We start from the raw sequence: 19,985 nt of genomic DNA on the forward strand, positions 1-19,985 counted from the left end.
GGGAGGGGCGGGGCGACAAGGAGACGCGCGTCGATGACTGTGTCCGGCGCGCACTTGATCCTCCGGACCATCGGTGAGAGCAATCGCGGCATGCAGGGCCGCTCTCTCCCGATCCGTTTGCTTCTCGCGCTGGTGCTCGCCCCGCTGGCGCTCGGCGGCTGCGCCGGCGACATTCGCACGCTGGCCGTGACCAGCCACAATGCCGCCGACATCGCCGGGACGATCCGGGTCTTCGTCGCGACGACGCGCGAGCGGGCGGATGAGCCGCTCTATTTCAACGGCGAGCGCGGCCCCAGGCTGGCTTTCGCGAAGCTGGACGTCACTGTGCCGCGGGCCCACCGGCCGGGCGAGCTCGAATTGCCGAGCGTCGGCGGCACGGTCGATCCCGCCCGGCATTTCGCCGTCGCCGAGGTCGATCGGCTCGAGCTCGCGCCGGTGGTGGCGCAGGTGAAGCGCGAAATCCAGAAGCGGCCGGCCGCGGAGCGCGACGTCCTCGTCTTCGTCCATGGCTACAACACCAGCTTCGCCGACGCGGCCTTCCGCTTCGCCCAGATCGTCCATGATTCCGGCTTCAAGGGCGTGCCGGTGCTCTTCACCTGGCCCTCCCGCGGGCAATTGCTGGAATATCCCTATGATCGCGAGAGCGCCTTCTACTCCCGCGACTTCCTGGAGCTGAACCTGCGCGCGATCGCCAAGGATCTGGGCACCACGCGGATCGACGTGCTGGCCCATTCGATGGGCACGCTCTTGACGCTTGAGGCCGTGCGCCAGGCCTCGATCCGCGGCGACGGCAGTTTCGGAGGCAAGCTGCGCGACGTCATGCTGGCCGCGCCCGATGTCGATCTCGACGTGTTCCGCACGCAGATGCGCCAGATCAAGCGGCCGGTGACGGTGTTCGTCTCGGCCGACGACCGGGCGCTCGCCTTTTCCCGCCGCTTCGCCGGGGACAAGACCAGGCTCGGCGCCGTCTCGTCCAAGGACAGGGAGGTCGTCGCCGATCTCGAAAAGCTGGGCGCGACCATCATCGATCTCTCGGACGTCGCCAGCAGCGACCCTTTGAACCACGCGAAATTCGCCGCATCGCCCAAGGTCGTGCAACTGATCGGCCGCCGTCTGCGCGAGGACAAGGGCATCGCCACCCCGGGGCCGGGGCTCGGCGACAGGATCGGCGACATCGCCGGCGGGCTCGTCGGCACCGTCGGCTCCACCGTCGATCTCGTGGTCAGCACCCCCGCGAGCATCATCCGCCGCTGATGCGCCGCATTACGGCCGCGTTAGTCTGTCTTTAAGCGTGCTCTGGCCAATTCGGCCGAACCGTTTCATCCGGAATACGCTTGCCCATGCCAGTCTCCCGGCGCCAATTCTCCAGCCGCCTCGCATTGATGGCGGCCTTCCTGCCGCTCGGCCTGACCGCCTGCGCCTCGCCCGAGGCCGCGGTCTCGCCCTTCTCCGAGCCGACCCGCGCCGATGCCTCGGCGCTCGGCAAGGAGCCGCGCCTGCTGGTGATGACGACGCGCAAGCCCTCCGGCGGCGGCCAGCCCTGGTTCGGTCCGGAGCGCGGCTCCGGCCTGACCTTCGCCGAGGTCGCGCTGTCCCCGCCCGGCCGCGGCATTTCCGGCCAGGTCTCCTCGGTGATCAATGGCGATTGGGCGGTGCTCGGGCTCAACCGGCGCAATTCGAGCAATGCCGCCGAGAGCTTCTCGCAGGCCGCCACCGGCCGCGACGTGCTGCTCTACGTCCATGGCTATAACGAGACCTTCGAATCGGCCGCGCGCAGCGCCGGGCAATTGTCGCATGCGCTGGAGTTCCAGGGGCGGACGGCGCTGTTCACCTGGCCCTCGGGCGGCAAGCTCTTCGACTATGGCTATGATCGCGAGAGCGCCCTGTGGTCGCGCGACGGCTTCGTCCAGGCCCTGCGCGCTTTGGTCAACAACCCGACCGTCGGCCGCATCCATATCGTCGCCCATTCCATGGGCACCTTCCTGACCTTGGAGGCGCTGCGCGAGCTGCGCAGCGAGACCGACGTCTCGGCCCGGATCGGCGCCGTGGTCTTCGCCTCGCCGGACATCGATATCGACGCCTTCGAGCAGACGGTGTCGAAGCTCGGCTCGCTGGCCCAGCGCATGACGCTGATCATCGATCCCGGCGATCGCGCGCTGGCGATTTCCGCCCGCATCGCAGGCGGCGTCGCGCGGGCCGGCGCGGCCGAGCGCGCCAGGCTGGAAAAGCTCGGCGTGCGCGTCGCCGACACCTCGGGCCGCGGCTGGAGCATGCTGCGGCACGACCTCTTCCTTTCCGACGGCGAAGTGACGATGGTGGTCAGGCGCGCGATGGACCGCGTCAAGAGCTGAGGCGCCGGCCGAGGCCACGGTCCATCCGCCTGCGAGGGAGGTGGTCATGGCGGTCAGGCTCGTCGGATTGGCGCTGGTGATGGGGCTGGCCTCGTCCTCCGTGACGCTGGCGCATGATCTGCGCCCGTTCCAGGAGGTCGGCCGCAGCCATGTGCTGCACGAAGACGTCTCGCCCGCCGGCACCGAGACCATCAACATCGAGACCTATGTGCCGCAGGCCTGCGCCGCCAAGCCCTGCCGGCTGGTGATCTCGATGCATGGGCTGCTGCGCAACGCCGAGGCGGCGCGCGACAACTGGATCGAGGCGGCGGATCGCTACGGCCTGCTGGTCGCCGCACCGCATTTCGACAAGGAGCGCTTCCCCACCCGCCTCTACCAGCAGGGCGGGGTGAGGGGCGAGCCGGACCGCTCCCGCTGGATCTACGCGACGATCGAGCGATTCTTCGACGTGGCTCTCGGGAGCGGGCGTGTCGAGGGCACCGGCTACGTCCTGTTCGGCCATTCCGCCGGTGCGCAATTCGTGCACCGTATGGCGATCCTGATGCCGGAGGCGCGGTTCACCACCGCGATCAGCGCCAATGCCGGCTTCTACACCCTGCCCGTCGGCAAGGCGGCGGCCGGCGGCTTCTCCTATCCCTATTCGCTCGACGGGACGCCGGCGACCGAGGCGTCGGCGAAGCTGGCTTTGGCCAAGCCGCTCCTCGTCATGCTGGGCGAACGCGACAACGACCCGGACCATGAACAGCTGAACAAATCGAAGGGTGCCGAGGCACAGGGCGCCAGCCGGCTCGATCGCGGCCGGCATTTCATGGCCGTCGCCCGCGCCGAGGCCCAGCGCCTGGGCGTGGCGAGCCCCTGGCGCGAGATTCTGGTGCCCGACACGGCGCATGAGCAGCGCAAGATGGCGAATGCGGCGGCGCAGGCGCTGTTCGAGGCGAAATAGCCGGCTCCAGCCGCGCGGGAGGCGGTCTCACAGGGGCGGCAAGCCGTTGCGCTTCTTGATCGTGGCGAGCGCGAAATTCGACTCGACCGACTGGATGCATTTCAGCCGCGTCACCTTCTGCTTCAGGAAGCGCTCATATCCTTCGATGCCGTCGGTCAGCACCCGCAGCAGATAATCCTGCGAGCCGGTCATCAGATAGCATTCGCCGACCTCGCTCCAGCTCTCCACCGCCTTCTCGAATTCGGCGATGTTCTCCTGCGTCTGCTGCGAGAGCCGCACCGAGACGAAGACGCTGAAGGGCAGCCCATAGGCCTTGGCGTCGACGATCGCGGCATAGCCCTGGATCACGCCGCTATCCTCCAGCCGCTTCAGCCGCCTGAGGCAGGGCGTCGGCGACAGCCCGACCTTCTCCGACAGCTCCTGATTGGTGATGCGGCCATGCTCCTGGAGGACGGCCAGGATCCGGCGATCGGTGCTGTCGAGCATGGGATGCTCCTCTCCCGTTCAAATTTGGCAGAAACCTGCTGAAATCTGTCTGTAGAGAGCCGTAAGCATCCAAGCAATCGCGGCGCATCCCTCCTATCTTGAACGCATCGCAGCCGGTTCCCCGCCAGGGGGGCCGCAGCCTCTCTTCACCGACCGCGAGGGCGCCATGAGCCAGGACGATTATCACAAGGATCGCATCGCCAACCGCAAGCTGCATCCGGAAACGCTGATGATGGGCTTCGGCTATTCGCCGGCGATGTCGGAAGGCTCGCTGAAGCCGCCGATCTTCCTGACCTCGACCTTCGTTTTCGAGAATGCCCAGCAGGGCAAGGACTTCTTCGACCTCACCTCGGGCCGCCGCCAGCCGAAGCCGGGTGAGAAATCGGGGCTCGTCTATTCCCGCTTCAACCACCCCAATATGGAGATCCTGGAGGATCGGCTCGCCATCTGGGACGAGGCCGAGCGCTGCGCCGTCTTCGCGAGCGGCATGGCCGCCATCGCCACCACCTGCTTCGCCTTCCTGCGGCCCGGCGACAGCATCATTCACTCCCGCCCGCTCTATGGCGGCAGCGAGACCCTGCTGAAGAACCAGATGGGCGCCTTCGGCGTCAACGCCTTCGGCTTCACCAACGGCCTCGACATCGCGCAGATGCGCGAGACGGCGAAGGCCGCGGCCGCCAAGGGGCGCGTCGGCATGATCCTGGTCGAGACGCCGGCCAACCCCACCAACGGCCTGGTCGATCTCGAAGCCTGCAAGCAGATCGCCGACGAGCTCGCGGCGTCGCAGGGTCATCGTCCGCCGGTGGTGGTCGACAACACGATGCTCGGCCCGAAATACCAGAAGCCGCTGAAGCAGGGCGCCGATCTCTCGCTGCTCTCGCTGACCAAATATGTCGGCGGGCATTCCGACCTCGTCGGCGGTTCGATCAGCGGCTCGGACGCGCTGGTGCGGCAGGTCAAGAGCTGGCGCGGTTCGCTCGGCACGCAGCTCGATCCGAATTCCTGCTGGATGCTGATGCGCTCGCTCGAGACGCTCGACATCCGCATGAGCCGCGCCAACGAGAACGCCAGGCTGGTCGCCGACTACCTCGCCTCCCATCCCAAGATCGCGCGGGTGCATTATCTCGGCAATCTCGCGGAGGATGATCCGCGCAAGGCGGTGTTCGACCGGCAATGCTCGGCCGCCGGCTCGACCTTCGCCTTCGACGTGGTCGGCGGCGAGAAGGAGGCTTTCGCCCTGCTCGACAATCTGCAGATCATGAAGCTCGCGGTCTCGCTCGGCGGAACCGAAACCCTGGTGTCCCACCCCGCCGCGATGACCCATTCCGGCGTCGCCCGGGAATTGCGCGAGGAGATCGGCCTGACCGACGCGCTGATCCGCATTTCCGTCGGCATCGAGAATATCGAGGATCTGATCTCGGATCTGGCGCAGGCGCTCGAAGCGGTCTGATCCGCGCGGCGGAGGGCGCTCGGGCGGCGCGATCCAGCCGGCCATCCTCCGCCACATCTCCCGCCGGCGCATGGCGCGGCGGCGGGCGATGTGTCGCGCAGCCGGCCGCTAGACCCCGATCCGCCCCCAGCCCGGCAGCTTCAGCGCCGGCTGGCGCAGATCGAGCCCGGCCACGAGCCCCAGCAGGTTGATCTCGACACCCTCGACCCAGCCGAGCGTGATGCCGGCGACACCGAAGGCCGTGGCCTGGATCCCGGTGCGGCTCGGCGTCAGCCCCGCATAGAGCCCGTCCTCTCGCCAATCCTTGCCGATCGCGGTCGGCGGCAGCGCCTGGGCGAGGTCGGGCACCTGCGCCAGCACATGCTGGACGAAGCTGTTGGAGTTGGGCCCGGGCCAGGCGAGATAGGTTCCCGGCTTTGCATGGGGATAGCTCTGCACCGCCGCCCTGACTTGCGGGATCAGCCGCTCGGCGACCTCGCCCCGCAGCTCCGTCACCAGCTCGGGATCATTGCCGAACCAGCGCCCATCGGCCTCGCGATGGTTGACGCGGACGGGGGTGCCCCAGCCGACCACGTCGAAGCGGGTATAGGCGCTGGCGTTGCGTTCCTTCACCACCACCCAGGAATGATGTGCGAAGACACCGCGCCAGCGGCCGACCCGCGCCGCGAAGACATGCACCGTCGCCTCGGGCTCGGTCGCGGCGGCGGGCAGGAGTTTCGCGCTCGACCAATCGGCCCGCCGCCAATCCTCGGCGAGCGGCCGATACAGCCACCAGGCCGCATGCGTCGCCAGAGGCAGGAGGAAGAGCAGCGCGAAGACGAGCAGGAATGAGCGCAGGATCAGCATCACGCGACGATATGGACGCCGGGCCGGCGCCCGCAAGGGCCGCGGGGCTGCGACGGCCGGCCGCGCCCGGTCACAATCGTGTTGAGGCGCAGGCGCAAACTGTTAGTTTCGCTCCGAGCCGCGGCGGCAGGGCGGTCGCGGCCACCCCCTTCAGGGCGAGACGGGAGTCGAGACGAGATGATGGCAGGCGCATGGGTGAGGAGCGTGTGTTCCGGCGTGGCGATGGGGCTCGCGCTGCTGGCAGGCGGTGCCGCCGCTGCCCAGGGCAAGGAACTGCGCATCTACAACTGGTCGGATTACGTCGATCCGGAGGTGCTGGACGCCTTCAAGAAGGAAACCGGCATCACGGTGGTCTACGACACTTTCGACCAGATGGAGACCGTCGAGACCAAGCTCCTGGCGGGCCGCACGGGCTATGACCTGATCGTGGTCACCGCCTCCTTCCTGCCGCGCCACATCCCGCTCGGTCTCTACGCCCCGATCGACCGCGACAAGATCCCGAACCTCAAACATGTCTGGCCGGAGATCCAGGGCCGCCTCGCCAAATACGATCCCGGCAACCGGCATGCCGTCAACTACATGTGGGGCACGACCGGCATCGGCTACAACGTCGCCAAGATCAAGGAGCGGCTCGGCCCCGACGCGGTGATCGACAGCTGGAAGATCCTGTTCGATCCCGAGCAGTTGAAGAAGCTCTCCAATTGCGGCGTGCACGTGCTGGACGCGGTCGAGGAGATGTTCCCCGCCGCCTTGCGCCATCTCGGCCTGAACCCGGATTCCAAGGCCGAGGCCGATCTCAACAAAGCGGCCGAACTGCTGCGCAAGATGCGCCCGCACATCCAGAAATTCCATTCCTCGGAATATATCAACGCGCTCGCCAATGGCGATATCTGCCTCGCTGTCGGCTATTCCGGCGATGTGCTGCAAGCGAAGAAGCGGGCGGAGGAGGCCAAGAACAAGGTCGAGATCGCCTATGCCATCCCGAAGGAGGGGGCGCTGATGTGGTTCGACTCCTTCGTCATCCCGAAGGATGCGGGCAATCCCGAAGCGGCGTTGGCCTTCATCGACTTCGTCAATCGCCCGGCGATGGCGGCGAAGAATTCCGACTTCATCCAATACGCCAACGGCAATCTCGCCTCGAAGGAGCTGCTGTCCCAGAGCGTGCGCGACAATCCGGGGATCTACCCCTCGGATGCGGTGATGGGCCGGCTCTACACCATCACCCCCTATGACCAGAAGGCACAGAGGCTGGTCAACCGGCTCTGGACCCGCGTCAAATCCGGCAAATGAGCGAGCCGAACAGGGCGCGGCCGGCCCCGGACGCGCCGCGCCGGGTGTCGCCGGGCAGCGTGCGCCGCGCCTTCCAGCCCTGGAACGAGCCGCAGGCCCGGCCGATCGTCGAGTTCCGGCAGGTGGTCAAGCGCTTCGGCGCTGTGACGGCGGTCGACCATGTCTCCCTCGCGCTCTATCCGCGCGAGTTCTTCGCGCTGCTCGGCGCCTCCGGCTGCGGCAAGACCACGCTGATGCGGATGCTGGCCGGGTTCGAGACGCCCGATGCAGGCGAGATCCTGCTCGACGGCGTCGACATCACGGCGGTGCCGGCGCATCTGCGCCCGGTCAACATGATGTTCCAGTCCTATGCGCTGTTCCCGCATCTCAGCGTCGCCGACAACATCGCCTATGGGCTGAAGCGCGAGGGGCTGCCGAGGCCGGAGATCGCCCGCCGGGTCGAGGAGATGCTGGCGCTGGTCAAGCTCGAGGGCTTGGGCCGCCGCAAGCCCGACCAGCTCTCCGGCGGGCAGCGGCAGCGTGTCGCGCTCGCCCGCTCCCTCGCCAAGCGGCCGAAGCTGCTCCTGCTGGACGAGCCGATGGCGGCGCTGGACCGCAAGCTGCGCGAGGCGACGCAATTCGAGCTGATGGATCTGCAGAGCGAACTCGGCACGACCTTCATGGTGGTGACGCATGATCAGGACGAGGCCATGACCATGGCCGACCGGATGGCGGTGATGGAACGCGGCCGCCTGCTCCAGATCGCGCCGCCGGACCTGATCTACGAGGCGCCGGCCAACCGCTACGTCGCCGAATTCGTCGGCGACATCAATGTGTTCGAGGCCCGGATCCGGGCCGTCGAGGGCGAGCTGGTCAGCGCCGACGCGCCGCTGATCGGCGCGATCGCCTTCGACGAGGAGGCCGTGCGGCTCGCCGCGGGCGAGAGCGTCGCCATCGGCCTGCGGCCCGAAAAGATCATGCTGAGCCATGAGGAGCCGCCCCAGCCGGTCAACAAGGTCCGCGGCGAGATCTGGGATATCGGCTATCTCGGCGACATGACCATGGTCCAGGTGATGATCGGCGGCGATGCGGGCCGGCTGTTGAAGGTCTCGCTGACCAACAGCACCCGCCGGATCGCCAGGCCCTTCGCCTGGGAGGATGAGGTCTGGCTGTCCTGGGACGTCGAGGCCGGGCTGGTCCTGCCGCCATGAGCCGTTCCGCCGGCGCGGCGAGGCGCGTCCTCGTCGCCATTCCCTATCTCTGGCTGGGGCTGTTCTTCCTGCTCCCCTTCGCCATCGTGCTGCGCATGGCGCTTTCGGACGCGGCCACCGCCTTGCCGCCTTACGCGCCGCATTTCGAGGGGCCGGGCCAGCTCGGGGCGTTTCTGGCGGCGCTGGATCTCGAGAATCTGCAGCTGCTGTTCGCCGATGCGCTGTACTGGCAGAGCTACCTCACCTCGCTGCGGATCGCCGCGCTGACGACGCTAAGCGCGCTCATGATCGGCTATCCCCTGGCCTATGCGATGGCCGCCGCGCCGCGACGCTGGCAGGGCCTGCTGGTGCTGCTCGTCATCCTGCCCTTCTGGACCTCCTTCCTGATCCGGGTCTACGCCTGGGCGGGGATCTTGCGACCGGACGGCCTGCTCGACGCCGCCTTGATGGGGCTCGGCCTGACGAGCGAGCCGCTGCGCCTGCTCAACACCGAGGCGGCCGTGCTGATCGGCATGGTCTATTCCTATCTGCCCTTCATGGTGCTGCCGCTCTACGCGACGCTGCAGAAGCTCGACCCGTCTTTGCTGGAAGCGGCCGCCGATCTCGGCGCCACCCCCGCCGCGGCCTTCCGGACCGTGACGCTGCCCCTGTCGCTGCCCGGCATCCTGGCCGGCGCGGCGCTGGTCTTCATTCCCGCCATCGGCGAATTCGTCATTCCCGATCTGCTGGGCGGGCCGGAAACCGGGATGATCGGCAAGGTGCTGTGGACGGAGTTCTTCTCCAATCGCGACTGGCCCCTCGCCTCGGCGGTGGCGATCGTCCTGCTGCTCGTGCTGGTCCTGCCGCTGGCTCTGCTGCAGCGGTGGCAGATGGCGCGCGCCGGCCGCGCCGGAGACGGGCCATGAGGCGGCTCGGCCCGGGCCTGCTGCTGGCGCTGATCGCCGGTTTCGCCTTTCTCTATCTGCCGATCGTGGCGCTGATCGCCTATTCCTTCAACGCCTCGCGGCTGGTCACCGTCTGGGGCGGCTTCTCCACCCGCTGGTATCACGCCCTGCTCGACAACCAGCCCTTGCTCGATGCCGCCTGGCTCAGCATCCGCCTGGCGCTGGTCTCGGCGACGCTCGCCACCTGCCTCGGCACGCTGGCGGCGCTGGCACTGGCGCGATATGGCCGGTTCCGCGGGCGGACGCTTTTCTCCGCCATGGTGGTGGCGCCGCTGGTCATGCCGGAGGTCATCACCGGCCTGTCGCTGCTCTTGCTGTTCGTGGCCGCCGATGTCGAGCGCGGCTTCTGGACCGTCACCATCGCCCATGCCACGCTCGGTCTCGGCTTCGCCTGCATCGTGGTTCAGGCCAGGCTGGTCGGCTTCGAGCGGTCGCTGGAGGAGGCGGCGCAGGATCTCGGCGCGACCCCGCTGGTGACCTTCGCCACCGTGACGCTGCCGCTGATCTGGCCCTCGGTGGCGGCCGCCTGGATGCTCGCCTTCACCCTCTCGCTGGACGATCTCGTCATCGCCAGCTTCACCAGCGGCCCTGGCGCGACCACCCTGCCGATGCGGCTCTATTCGGCGGTCCGCCTCGGTGTCTCGCCGGAGATCAACGCCGCCTGCACGATCATGATCGCGGCCGTCGCCGTGGCGGTGATCGCCTCCTCGCTGCTGCTGAAGCGGCAGCGCCTGGCCGCGGGATAAACGCCGGCTGAATACCCGCCTCAACCGCCATTCAGCCGCATCATGCGACGGTCCTGATCAGGGCGGGGATGACCTCCGCCCGCCAACAGGACCTAACCCATGTCCCGCATCAGCCTCACCACCAGCCTGACCACCCTCGTCATCGGCGCGGCAGCGCTGGCGGGATCGAGCCTCATGAGCGCAGCCCCGGCCGCGGCCTGGGACGGCCGTCCGGGCCCCGGCTTCGAGCGCGGCCACGTCTTCCGCCCGGCTCCGCCCGTCCATCACGGCTATTGGGGCCATCGTCACTGGCGCCGCCATCATGACGGCTACGGCTTCCGTGCGCCGCCGCCGCCGCGCTATGGCTACGGCTATGGCGGCTGGCGCTGACGGCGGCGCCGGGGGGAGGCGGGGCCGCGCCGGCGCGCACCCGCCTCCGCTATTCCGCGGCGCTGCGCTGGGCATAGCCCAGCCGCTGGTTCAGCTCGATCAGCAGCTTCTCGGCGGCGTCGGCGATCACCGTTCCCGGCGGGAAGATGGCGCTGGCGCCGGCCTGGATCAGCGTGTCGAAATCCTGGGGCGGGATCACGCCGCCCACGACGATCATGATCTCCGGCCGGCCCGCTTCCGCCAGAGCCTGCCTGAGCTCCGGCACCAGTGTCAGATGCCCCGCCGCGAGCGACGAGACCCCGACGATATGGACGTCGTTCTCCACCGCCTGCCGCGCCGCCTCGCCCGGTGTCGCGAAGAGCGGCCCGATATCGACGTCGAAGCCGAGATCGGCGAAGGCCGAGGCGATGACCTTCTGGCCGCGATCATGGCCGTCCTGGCCCATTTTCGCGACGAGGATGCGCGGGCGGCGCCCATCCGCCTCCTCGAACGCCTCGGTCATCATCTGCACGCGCGTGACGGCAGGGTTCATGGTGCCGACCTCCCGCTTGTAGACGCCGGAGATCGATTTGATCTCGGCGCGATGGCGGCCGAAGACCTGCTCCATCGCCATGGAAATCTCGCCGACCGTCGCCTTGGCGCGGGCGGCCTTGACCGCCAGGTCGAGCAGATTGGCGTCTCCCGCCGCGCCCTGCGTCAGCGCGGTCAGCGCCGCCTGAACATCGGCCTCGCTGCGTTCGGCGCGCAGCCGGCGCAGCTTGTCGAGCTGCTGCGCCCGGACCGAGGCGTTGTCGACCTTGAGCACGTCGATGCTGGCCTCGTTCTCCGGCTTGTAGAGATTGACGCCGATGATCGCCTGCTGGCCGCCATCGATCCGCGCCTGCGTCTTGGCCGCCGCTTCCTCGATGCGCAGCTTCGGGATGCCGGCCTCGATCGCTTTGGCCATGCCGCCCAGCGCCTCGACCTCCTGGATATGCGCCCAGGCCTTGGCGGCGAGCTCCGCCGTCAGCCGCTCGACGTAATAGGAGCCGCCCCAGGGATCGATGATGCGGCTGGTGCCGCTCTCTTGCTGCAGCAGGATCTGCGTGTTGCGGGCGATGCGAGCCGAGAAATCGGTGGGCAGCGCCAGCGCCTCGTCGAGCGCGTTGGTATGCAGCGACTGGGTATGGCCCTGCGTCGCCGCCATCGCCTCGATCATCGTGCGCGGCACGTTGTTGAACACGTCCTGCGCCGTCAACGACCAGCCGGAGGTCTGGCAATGGGTGCGCAGCGGCAGGGATTTCTCGTTCTGCGCGCCGAAATCCTTGACGAGCCTCGCCCAGATCAGCCGCGCCGCCCTGAGCTTCGCCACCTCCATGAAGAAATTCATGCCGATGGCCCAGAAGAAGGAGAGGCGCGGCGCGAAGGCGTCGACGCCCAGCCCCGCCCGCTGGCCGGCGCGGATATATTCCACCCCGTCCGCGAGCGTGTAGCCGAGCTCCAGATCCTGCGTCGCTCCCGCTTCCTGCATGTGGTAGCCGGAAATCGAGATCGAGTTGAATTTCGGCATATTGGCCGAGGTGTAGGAGAAGATGTCGCCGATGATCCGCATCGAAGGGGCGGGCGGGTAGATATAGGTGTTGCGGACCATGAACTCCTTGAGGATGTCGTTCTGGATGGTCCCCGACAGCTTCGCCGCCGGCACGCCCTGCTCCTCCGCCGCCACGATGAACAGCGCCAGGACCGGCAGCACCGCGCCGTTCATGGTCATCGAGACGCTCATCTGGTCGAGCGGGATGCCGGAGAACAGCGTGCGCATGTCGTAGATCGAATCGATCGCGACACCCGCCATGCCGACATCGCCGCCGACGCGCGGATGGTCGCTGTCATAGCCGCGATGCGTCGCGAGATCGAAGGCTACCGACAGGCCCTTCTGCCCCGCCGCCAGATTGCGCCGGTAGAAGGCGTTTGAATCCTCCGCCGTGGAGAAGCCGGCATATTGCCGGATGGTCCAGGGCTGGTTGACATACATGGTCGGGTAGGGGCCGCGCAGATAGGGCGCGATGCCGGGAAGCGTCGCGACGAAGGGCAGCCCCTCGCGATCTTCGGCCGTGTAGAGCGGCTTGACCGGAATGCCTTCCGGCGTCTGCCACGGCTCGGCCGGGATCGGCGCGCTGCCGGAGGCCGGCGGGCTGTAGGAGAGCGTCGCGAAATCCGGGATGGTCGTCATCTGGAAACCCCCTCCGGCCTGTCCCACCAATGATGGAAATGATGCACCGGCCCGTGCCCGTGGCCAACCTTCACCGAATCGGCGGCGGCGATCGCGGCGGTGATGTAGGTCTTGGCATGGCCGACCGCCTCCGGCAGGGCGAGGCCGCGGGCGAGCCCGGCCGTGATCGCCGATGACAGGGTGCAGCCCGTGCCATGGGTGTTGAGCGTGTCGTGGCGGGGCGCGGTGAAGCGCTGGCGCTGCCCGCCTGCGAGCAGCAGAAGGTCGCTGCTGGTCTCGCCGGCTCCATGCCCGCCCTTGACCAGCACATTGGCCGCGCCGAGCGCCGCCAGCCCCTCCGCCTGTGCGGCCATGGCCGCCTCGGTCTCGGCTAGGCTGGTTTCCAGCAGCGCCGCCGCCTCCGGCAGGTTCGGTGTGACCAGCATCGCCAGCGGGAACAGCCTGCGGCGGATCGCGTCGACCGCGTCGTCCTCCAGGAGCTTGGCGCCCGAGGCCGCGACCATCACCGGATCGAGCACGATATTGGCGGCCCGATGCCGCTCCAGCCCGTCGGCGACCGCCTCGATCAGCTCGGCGGTGGCCAGCATGCCGATCTTCACCGCCGCCACGTCGAGATCGCCGAACACCGCATCCATCTGCGCCGTCACGAAGGAGGCGGGCACCGCATGGATGGCGCTGACGCCCCGCGTGTTCTGCGCGGTGAGCGCCACGATGACGCTGGCGCCGTAGACCTGATGCGCGGCGAAGGTCTTCAGATCGGCCTGGATGCCGGCGCCGCCGCTGGAATCCGAGCCAGCGATGGTCAAGGCGATGGGAGGGGAGGCGCTCACGCTGCTCTTTCCGGTCGAGATCAAGTCGGCTGGGCGATCGACAGTGCCCGCTCGAGCACCGCCACCGCGTCGCAGCCAGCATAGATGAATTCGCTGACGCCCGCCTCCCTCAGCCCGGCCTCGCTTTCGCCGGGGCGGCCCGCAAGCCAGATGTCGGCGCCGGCCTGCCGCAGCGCGCGCGCCACTTCAGCGCCTTCCGCGGCATAGGCCGCGTCGGTTCCGCACAGGCAGGCCAGCCGCGCGCCGGATGCGGTGAAGGCCGAAACCAGCGCGGCGCTGTCGGTGCCGTCGCCCGCCGCGAAACCGTCGCCCACGGGGGCTGCGATCCCGCCCGCCTCGAACAGATTGCGCGCGAAACCGGCCCGGGCCGTGAAGTCGGCGACGGGCCCGAGCGTCGCCAGGAAGACGCCGGGGCGCCCGCCGGGGCAGGCCTCCGCCTTGGCGCGCAAGGCCTCGAACGGCTCGGCCAGGCGGCGCGAGGGCAGGGCGAGCGGATTGTCCGTGGCCGGCGCGTTTCCGGCCGGCGCCGCATCAAGCAGCGTGACCGCGCCCTCCTGCAGGTTCGGATATTCGCTGGTGCCGGTGATCGGCTCGCGCCGCGTGGCGATGGCCTGCGCGCGCCTCTGCCAGGCCTCTTCCAGCTGCGCCTGCAAGGCCCCGCTCGCCAGGGCCGCGACGACGCCGGGCAGCCCGGACTGCGCCTGCCGCTCCAGCGCCTGCATCGCGGCCCAGCCCTGTTCGCAGAGCGCTTCCGTCAGCGCCTCGAACCCGCCCGATCCGGCCGCGGGGTCGGCGACCTTGGCGAGATGCGATTCTTCGAGCAGCACCAGCTGCGTATTGCGCGCGACCCGCCGGGCGAAGGCGTCAGGCAGGCCCAGCGCCGCCGTGAAGGGCAGCACGGTGAGGCTATCGGCCCCGCCGATGCCGGCCGAGAAGGTCGCCACCGTCGCGCGCAGCATGTTGACCCAGGGGTCGCGCCGGGTCAGCGAGCGCCAGGCCGTCTCCGCATGCAGCACCATGCTGCTCGGGGCGAGGCCGCAGGCCTCCTGGATCCGGGCCCAGAGCAGCCGTGCCGCCCGGAACTTGGCGATGGTCAGGAACTCGTCGGTATCGGCGACCATTAGGAAAGAGAGCGCGTCGCGGGCCTCGGCGAGCGAAAACCCCTCCGCCTCCAGCAGCCTGAGATAGGCGATGGCGGTCGCCATGGCGATGCCGAGCTCCTGCGCCTCGCTCGCGCCGGCCTCGTGGCATGGGCGCAGATCGACCGTGACGAAGGGGCCCCGGAAACCCTGCCGCTGCAACTGCCGGATCGTCTCCGCCAGCTGCCGTCCGCAGGCGTTCCACGAATGCGGCGCAGCCCCCGAGGCGGCGAAGCTGCCGATCGGATCCAGCCCGAAATCGATCTGCGTCCGGGCCGGCGCCAGCCGCCTCTCGGCGACCAGCTGCGCCAGGAGGAGCGCCTTCTCCGGTCCCTGCGGCAGCGGGTCGATCCGCAGCCGGATCAGCTCGAGCATCACCCCATCCAGCGCCCGGTCCAGCGCCGCGACGTCATCCGCCTGCAGCCCGTAGCCGCGGGCGGCCGGCGCCCCGGCGAAGCTCAGGGCCAGCGCATCCGCCCCGCCTTCGAGATCGGCCAGAGCGAGGTCGCGGGCATGGGCGGGATCGGGATGGTCGAGCCGGGCGGTGACGCGCCAGCGGCCCGTCTCCCCGCGCAGCTGCCGCGCCAACGGGGCCGCCGCCGGATAGAGCGGCTCGATGCGCAGGCCGTCGGCGCTGCGCGAGACCAGCCGCTTCTCGAAATCGCCGCCCTTCAGCACCTTATCGACCGCGGCCCGCCACTGCCCGAGCTCGGGGGTGGGGAAAGCCGCCATGAAGGGCAGGTCCGAGGCCGAGACCTCTGGGGCTGAGACCGTTGTCATGCGCGAAGATGCTCCCGGTGATCCCGCATTGTGCAGTCGCGGGCGGTTGATTGCCATGGGCAGCCATCGGGCGCCATGCCTACTTCGTCGCAACGCGATTACGCAAAACGACAATGCCGCCTCGCGGCGGCATCGAAGAGCCGATACGGGCGTCGATCTCAGACGAACTGGCCGAGCCCGGGGATGGCGCCGACGATCGCGCCCATCGTGTCCTCGCCGGCCTTCTCCCGGCCGACCGCGAACATCTCCTTGGAGACGGACTGGATCTGCCCCATCGACAGCCCCGCCGCCATCAGCTGGCCGCCGAGCGCCATCACGCCGCCGCCGCCGCCCATCATGCCGCCGACCATGCCCATCAGCCCGCCCTTGCCGCCATCGGCATTGTCCGCGAGCTCCTGGGCGCCGGGCAGGGCGGCCATCAGCTGGCCGATCTCGGCCGGGGGACCCTCCTTCTGCAGGAAGGCGAGGATGATGCCGATCGCCTTGCGGGCGGTGGCATCGTCGAGGCCGGATGCGGCCATGATGCGCGAGACGAGTTCTTCCATCGATTGTCACTCCCATTGGCGCTCTCGCGCGGTCGCGGCGGATAGTTCACATATTGACGATCCAAATCAAGTCTGCGCCGGACTTCCGCAAACTGGCGCCTTTCGCTACATCCTGTCCTCGCATTCTCGGCAATGGACAGGCGGACATGATGGCGGAAGACGGCACGATCCTGATCGGCAAGAGCTGGAAGCCTGAATCGCTCCTGCTGAAGCTCGCCAACCGCCACGGCCTCGTCACCGGCGCGACCGGCACCGGCAAGACCGTGACCCTGCAGGTGCTGGCGGAGGGCTTCGCCCGCCATGGCGTGCCGGTCTTCGCCGCCGATATCAAGGGCGATCTGTCGGGCATCGCGGCGCCGGGCGATTCCAAGCCGCCCTTCGTCAAGCGCGCCCAGGAGATCGGGGTGCCCTATGAGCCCGACCAGTTCACTACCGTGTTCTGGGACGTGTTCGGCGAGCAGGGCCACCCGGTGCGCGCCACCATCTCCGAAATGGGGCCGCTGCTGCTCTCTCGCCTGCTCGATCTCAACGACACGCAGGAGGGCGTGCTCAACATCGCCTTCCGCATCGCCGACGAGAACAAGATGCTGCTGCTCGATCTCAAGGATCTGCGCGCCGTTCTCGCGCATATCGCGGAGAACGCGGCTTCGCTGACGACGCAATACGGCAATGTCTCGGCGCAGTCGGTCGGGGCGATCCAGCGGCAATTGCTGGTGCTCGAGAACCAGAAGGGGCAGATGTTCTTCGGCGAGCCGGCGCTCGAGATCGGCGACCTGATGCGCACCGATCGCGACGGCCGCGGCGTCGTCAACATCATGGCCGCCGACAAGCTGATGGCCAATCCGCGGCTCTACGCCACCTTCCTGCTCTGGCTGCTGTCGGAGCTGTTCGAGCAATTGCCGGAGGTCGGGGATCTCGACAAGCCGAAGCTGGTCTTCTTCTTCGACGAGGCGCATCTGCTGTTCAACGGCGCCCCCAAAGTGCTGCTGACGGCGGTGGAACAGGTGGTGCGCCTGATCCGCTCCAAGGGCGTCGGCGTCTATTTCGTGACGCAGAACCCGCTCGACATTCCCGACACCGTGCTGGCGCAGCTCGGCAACCGCGTCCAGCACGCACTGCGCGCCTTCACCCCGCGGGACCAGAAGGCGGTGCGCGCGGCGGCCGAAACCTTCCGCCAGAACCCCAAATTCAAGACCGAGGAGGCGATCACGCAGCTCGCCGTCGGCGAGGCGCTGACCTCGACGCTCGAAGGCAAGGGCACGCCGACCATCGTCGAGCGCACGCTGATCGCGCCCGCCATGGCGCAGGTCGGGCCGATCACCCCCCAGCAGCGCCAGCAGGCGATCGACGCCTCGCCGCTCAAGGGCAAATACGAGACGATGATCGACCGCGACTCCGCCTATGAGATGCTGATGGAGCGCAAGGGGCTGAGGCCGGACGGCTCGCCGGTCGAGGCCGGCGCCGGCGGTGGCGGCATCATGGATACGATCGGCGGCTGGCTCGGCGGCGCGGCCGGCGGCGGCAAGCCGGCGACCGGGCCGGGCAGCCGCGGCGGGCGCGTGCCGCAGACGATGACGGAGAAGATCATCACCTCCGCCGCGCGCTCGGTGGCCTCCTCAGTCGGGCGCCAGATCGGCAATGCGATCCTGCGCGGCGTGCTGGGCTCGATGACCGGCAAACGCTGAGCCGGTCCTCGCGCCGGCGTGCCGCCTGGCCGCGAATGCCGCGGTCGCACATCGGCCATGCCTTGACCTGCCGCCGGGCGATGGCGGAGGGTCCGATACCGGGCCGCGGCTTTCGTTCGCCGCCGGCCCTCCTGCGGAAACGAGCATTCCATGACAAAGCTGCCTGCCATCCTCTCTCGCCTCGACGCCGATCTCGAAGCCTCGCTGGCGCGCCTGTCCTCCTGGCTCGAAATCCCCTCGATCTCGACCGATTCGGCCTATGCCGGGGATAGCCGCCGGGCGGCGGAATGGCTGGCGAAGGATCTGGAATCGCTGGGTTTCGAGGCGGCTCTGGCCGAGACGCCGGGCCATCCGATCGTGCTGGCCCACCGGCCGAAGCCGGGAGCGCCGCATGTGCTGTTCTACGGCCATTACGACGTGCAGCCCGTCGATCCGCTGAATCTCTGGGACTCCGAACCCTTCAAGCCGGTGGTCAAGGAGATCGCCCCCGGCCGCCGCGTCATCGTCGCCCGCGGCGCCTGCGACGATAAGGGCCAGGTCATGACCTTCATCGAGGCGCTGCGCGCCACCCTCGCCGAAACCGGCGACCTGCCGGTGGGCGTGACCGTGATGGTGGAGGGCGAGGAGGAATCGGGCTCGGTCAACCTGCCGGCCTTCGTGCGCGAGAATGCGGCGGCGCTGAAGGCCGATGTCGCTCTGGTCTGCGACACCGGCATGTGGGACCGCGAGACCCCGGCCATCACCGCCTCGCTGCGCGGCATGGTCTATCAGGAGGTCACCGTCACCTGCGCCGATCGCGATCTGCATTCCGGCCTGTTCGGCGGCGCCGCGGCGAATCCGATCCATGTGCTGGCGAAGATCGTCGCGCAGCTGCATGACGAGACCGGCCGCATCACCATCCCCGGCTTCTATGACGGCGTCGAGGAGCCGACCAACCAGCAGAAGGCCGATTGGGCCGACCTCAACCTCACCGAGGACGAGTTTTTGGGCCAGATCGGCCTGAAGCACTCGATCGGCGAGAAGGGGCGCATGCTGATCGAGCAGATCCAGTCGCGCCCGACCTGCGACGTCAACGGCATCTGGGGCGGCTATACCGGCGAGGGCACCAAGACCGTCATCGCCTCGCAGGCCTCGGCCAAGATCTCCTTCCGGCTCGTCGGCAAGCAGGATCCCCAGAAGATCGGCGAGGCCTTCCAGGCCTTCGTACGCGAGCGCCTGCCCGGCGACGTGACGGCGAGCTTCACCGCGCATGGCGCGTCGCCGGCCATCGCCGTGCCCGCGGAGTCCCCGGCGCTCGCCGCGGCGCGCGCTGCCCTGACCGAGGAATGGGGCCGCAAGGCCGTGACCATCGGCTCGGGCGGGTCTATCCCCGTGGTCGGCGATTTCAAGCGGCTGCTCGGCATCGACACGCTGCTGGTCGGCTTCGGCCTCGACGATGACCGCGTTCATTCGCCCAACGAGAAATACGACCTCTCCTCCTTCCACAAGGGTCAGCGCTCCTGGGCCCGGATCCTCGAGGCGCTGGGCGCGATGAAGGCCGGCCGATGAAATCGATCTGCGTCTTCTGCGGCTCCAATCCGGGCAGCGACCCCGTCTACGCCGCCGGCGCGCGCGCCATGGGTGCCGAGATCGCCCGGCGCGGCCTCGTCCTGGTCTATGGCGGCGGCGCCGTCGGGCTGATGGGCATCGTCGCCAATGCGGCGCTGGAGGCCGGCGGCGAGGTTCACGGCGTCATCCCCTATGCGCTGCGCCAGAAGGAGGTCGGCCATCACGGGCTGACGCGGCTCGAAGTGGTCGACACCATGCACACCCGCAAGGCGCGCATGGCCGAGCTGTCGGACGGTTTCGTCGCCATGCCGGGCGGCATCGGCACTTTCGAGGAGCTGTTCGAGATCTGGACCTGGGGCCAGCTCGGCATCCACGCCAAGCCGCTCGGCCTGCTCAACATCGCCGGTTTCTACGATCCGCTGGCGCAGTTTCTCGACGCGACCGTGGGCGCCGGCTTCCTCAAGGACCAGCACCGCGCCATGGCGATGACCGACACCGACCCGGCCGCGCTGCTCGACCGGATGGAGGCCTATGTGCCGGCGGCGGTCTATAAATGGGTGGAGAAGGAAGAGGTTTGAGGGGATTAGCTGAACGTCGCGTTCAAACGGATAGACGCTGCGCAAACTGGACTAGC

At 68.6% G+C, this 19,985-nt stretch carries 18 protein-coding genes; 12 read left to right on the top strand and 6 right to left on the bottom strand.

Annotation, left to right across the window (positions count from 1 at the left end; translation table 11 throughout):
- Positions 1-54: 54 nt before the first annotated feature.
- The 3 genes from ASG72_RS17475 (at position 55) to ASG72_RS17485 (ending at position 3,294) form a co-directional block, all read left to right on the top strand.
- Positions 55-1,254 (top strand): alpha/beta hydrolase, encoded by a 1,200-nt coding sequence (locus ASG72_RS17475; protein ID WP_056715135.1) that lies wholly within the window; start codon positions 55-57, stop codon positions 1,252-1,254.
- 86 nt (positions 1,255-1,340) lie between these two features.
- On the top strand, positions 1,341-2,351 hold the full coding sequence (locus ASG72_RS17480) for an alpha/beta hydrolase (protein ID WP_056715137.1): 1,011 nt from the start codon (positions 1,341-1,343) through the stop codon (positions 2,349-2,351).
- Positions 2,352-2,397: 46 nt separating this feature from the next.
- A complete protein-coding gene (locus ASG72_RS17485) occupies positions 2,398-3,294 on the top strand; it encodes a hypothetical protein (protein ID WP_056715140.1) in 897 nt (298 codons plus the stop codon).
- 27 nt (positions 3,295-3,321) lie between these two features.
- Here ASG72_RS17485 and ASG72_RS17490 read toward each other — a convergent pair whose 3' ends face one another.
- On the bottom strand, positions 3,322-3,780 hold the full coding sequence (locus ASG72_RS17490; RefSeq protein WP_056715143.1) for an Lrp/AsnC family transcriptional regulator: 459 nt from the start codon (positions 3,778-3,780) through the stop codon (positions 3,322-3,324).
- A gap of 166 nt (positions 3,781-3,946) precedes the next feature.
- Here ASG72_RS17490 and ASG72_RS17495 point away from each other — a divergent pair, with 166 nt between their 5' ends.
- Positions 3,947-5,230, top strand: coding sequence for a cystathionine gamma-synthase family protein (locus ASG72_RS17495; protein WP_056715146.1), 1,284 nt, complete (start codon positions 3,947-3,949; stop codon positions 5,228-5,230).
- Positions 5,231-5,338: 108 nt separating this feature from the next.
- Here the strand turns inward: ASG72_RS17495 and ASG72_RS17500 are convergent, their stop codons facing one another.
- On the bottom strand, positions 5,339-6,076 hold the full coding sequence (locus tag ASG72_RS17500) for a DUF3750 domain-containing protein (RefSeq protein ID WP_056715149.1): 738 nt from the start codon (positions 6,074-6,076) through the stop codon (positions 5,339-5,341).
- A gap of 177 nt (positions 6,077-6,253) precedes the next feature.
- Here ASG72_RS17500 and ASG72_RS17505 point away from each other — a divergent pair, with 177 nt between their 5' ends.
- The 5 genes from ASG72_RS17505 (at position 6,254) to ASG72_RS17525 (ending at position 10,615) form a co-directional block, all read left to right on the top strand.
- Positions 6,254-7,366, top strand: a complete 1,113-nt coding sequence (locus tag ASG72_RS17505) for a polyamine ABC transporter substrate-binding protein (protein WP_156396035.1) — start codon at positions 6,254-6,256, stop codon at positions 7,364-7,366.
- Entirely contained in the window at positions 7,363-8,556 is a 1,194-nt protein-coding gene (locus ASG72_RS17510) for an ABC transporter ATP-binding protein (protein WP_056715156.1), read from the top strand. Before ASG72_RS17505 ends, ASG72_RS17510 begins: the two co-directional genes overlap by 4 nt.
- Positions 8,553-9,461 carry an ABC transporter permease subunit gene (locus ASG72_RS17515; protein ID WP_056715158.1) on the top strand — a complete coding sequence of 303 codons (909 nt, stop codon included), beginning with the start codon at positions 8,553-8,555 and terminating at the stop codon, positions 9,459-9,461. The genes ASG72_RS17510 and ASG72_RS17515 overlap by 4 nt, the downstream gene beginning before the upstream one ends.
- Positions 9,458-10,246 carry an ABC transporter permease subunit gene (locus ASG72_RS17520; RefSeq protein WP_056715161.1) on the top strand — a complete coding sequence of 263 codons (789 nt, stop codon included), beginning with the start codon at positions 9,458-9,460 and terminating at the stop codon, positions 10,244-10,246. The genes ASG72_RS17515 and ASG72_RS17520 overlap by 4 nt, the downstream gene beginning before the upstream one ends.
- Positions 10,247-10,345: 99 nt before the next feature.
- A complete protein-coding gene (locus ASG72_RS17525) occupies positions 10,346-10,615 on the top strand; it encodes a hypothetical protein (protein ID WP_056715164.1) in 270 nt (89 codons plus the stop codon).
- A 49-nt stretch (positions 10,616-10,664) separates the two neighbouring features.
- On the opposite strand, the gene scpA is transcribed toward ASG72_RS17525, so the two are convergent.
- The 4 genes from scpA to ASG72_RS17545 all read right to left on the bottom strand — a co-directional run bounded on the left by scpA (position 10,665) and on the right by ASG72_RS17545 (position 16,118).
- On the bottom strand, positions 10,665-12,824 hold the full coding sequence (scpA, locus tag ASG72_RS17530; RefSeq protein ID WP_056715165.1) for a methylmalonyl-CoA mutase: 2,160 nt from the start codon (positions 12,822-12,824) through the stop codon (positions 10,665-10,667).
- The gene (gene thiD, locus ASG72_RS17535; RefSeq protein WP_056715544.1) at positions 12,821-13,654 is read right to left on the bottom strand and encodes a bifunctional hydroxymethylpyrimidine kinase/phosphomethylpyrimidine kinase; all 834 of its coding nucleotides are present in this window, start codon (positions 13,652-13,654) and stop codon (positions 12,821-12,823) included. The genes scpA and thiD overlap by 4 nt, the downstream gene beginning before the upstream one ends.
- Before the next feature lie 20 nt (positions 13,655-13,674).
- Positions 13,675-15,573: a methylmalonyl-CoA mutase family protein gene (locus ASG72_RS17540; protein ID WP_082540450.1), complete on the bottom strand. Its 1,899-nt coding sequence runs from the start codon at positions 15,571-15,573 to the stop codon at positions 13,675-13,677.
- Between the two features lie 158 nt (positions 15,574-15,731).
- The gene (locus tag ASG72_RS17545; protein WP_056715171.1) at positions 15,732-16,118 is read right to left on the bottom strand and encodes a DUF2267 domain-containing protein; all 387 of its coding nucleotides are present in this window, start codon (positions 16,116-16,118) and stop codon (positions 15,732-15,734) included.
- Between the two features lie 146 nt (positions 16,119-16,264).
- Here ASG72_RS17545 and ASG72_RS17550 point away from each other — a divergent pair, with 146 nt between their 5' ends.
- The 3 genes from ASG72_RS17550 (at position 16,265) to ASG72_RS17560 (ending at position 19,929) form a co-directional block, all read left to right on the top strand.
- Positions 16,265-17,803, top strand: a complete 1,539-nt coding sequence (locus ASG72_RS17550) for a helicase HerA-like domain-containing protein (RefSeq protein ID WP_244488860.1) — start codon at positions 16,265-16,267, stop codon at positions 17,801-17,803.
- Between the two features lie 150 nt (positions 17,804-17,953).
- A complete protein-coding gene (locus tag ASG72_RS17555) occupies positions 17,954-19,351 on the top strand; it encodes a dipeptidase (RefSeq protein WP_056715174.1) in 1,398 nt (465 codons plus the stop codon).
- A complete protein-coding gene (locus ASG72_RS17560) occupies positions 19,348-19,929 on the top strand; it encodes a TIGR00730 family Rossman fold protein (protein ID WP_056715176.1) in 582 nt (193 codons plus the stop codon). The genes ASG72_RS17555 and ASG72_RS17560 overlap by 4 nt, the downstream gene beginning before the upstream one ends.
- Positions 19,930-19,985: the final 56 nt, after the last annotated feature.

The organism is Allobosea sp. Leaf344, assembly GCF_001426225.1.
Classification (GTDB): Bacteria; Pseudomonadota; Alphaproteobacteria; order Rhizobiales; family Beijerinckiaceae; genus Allobosea.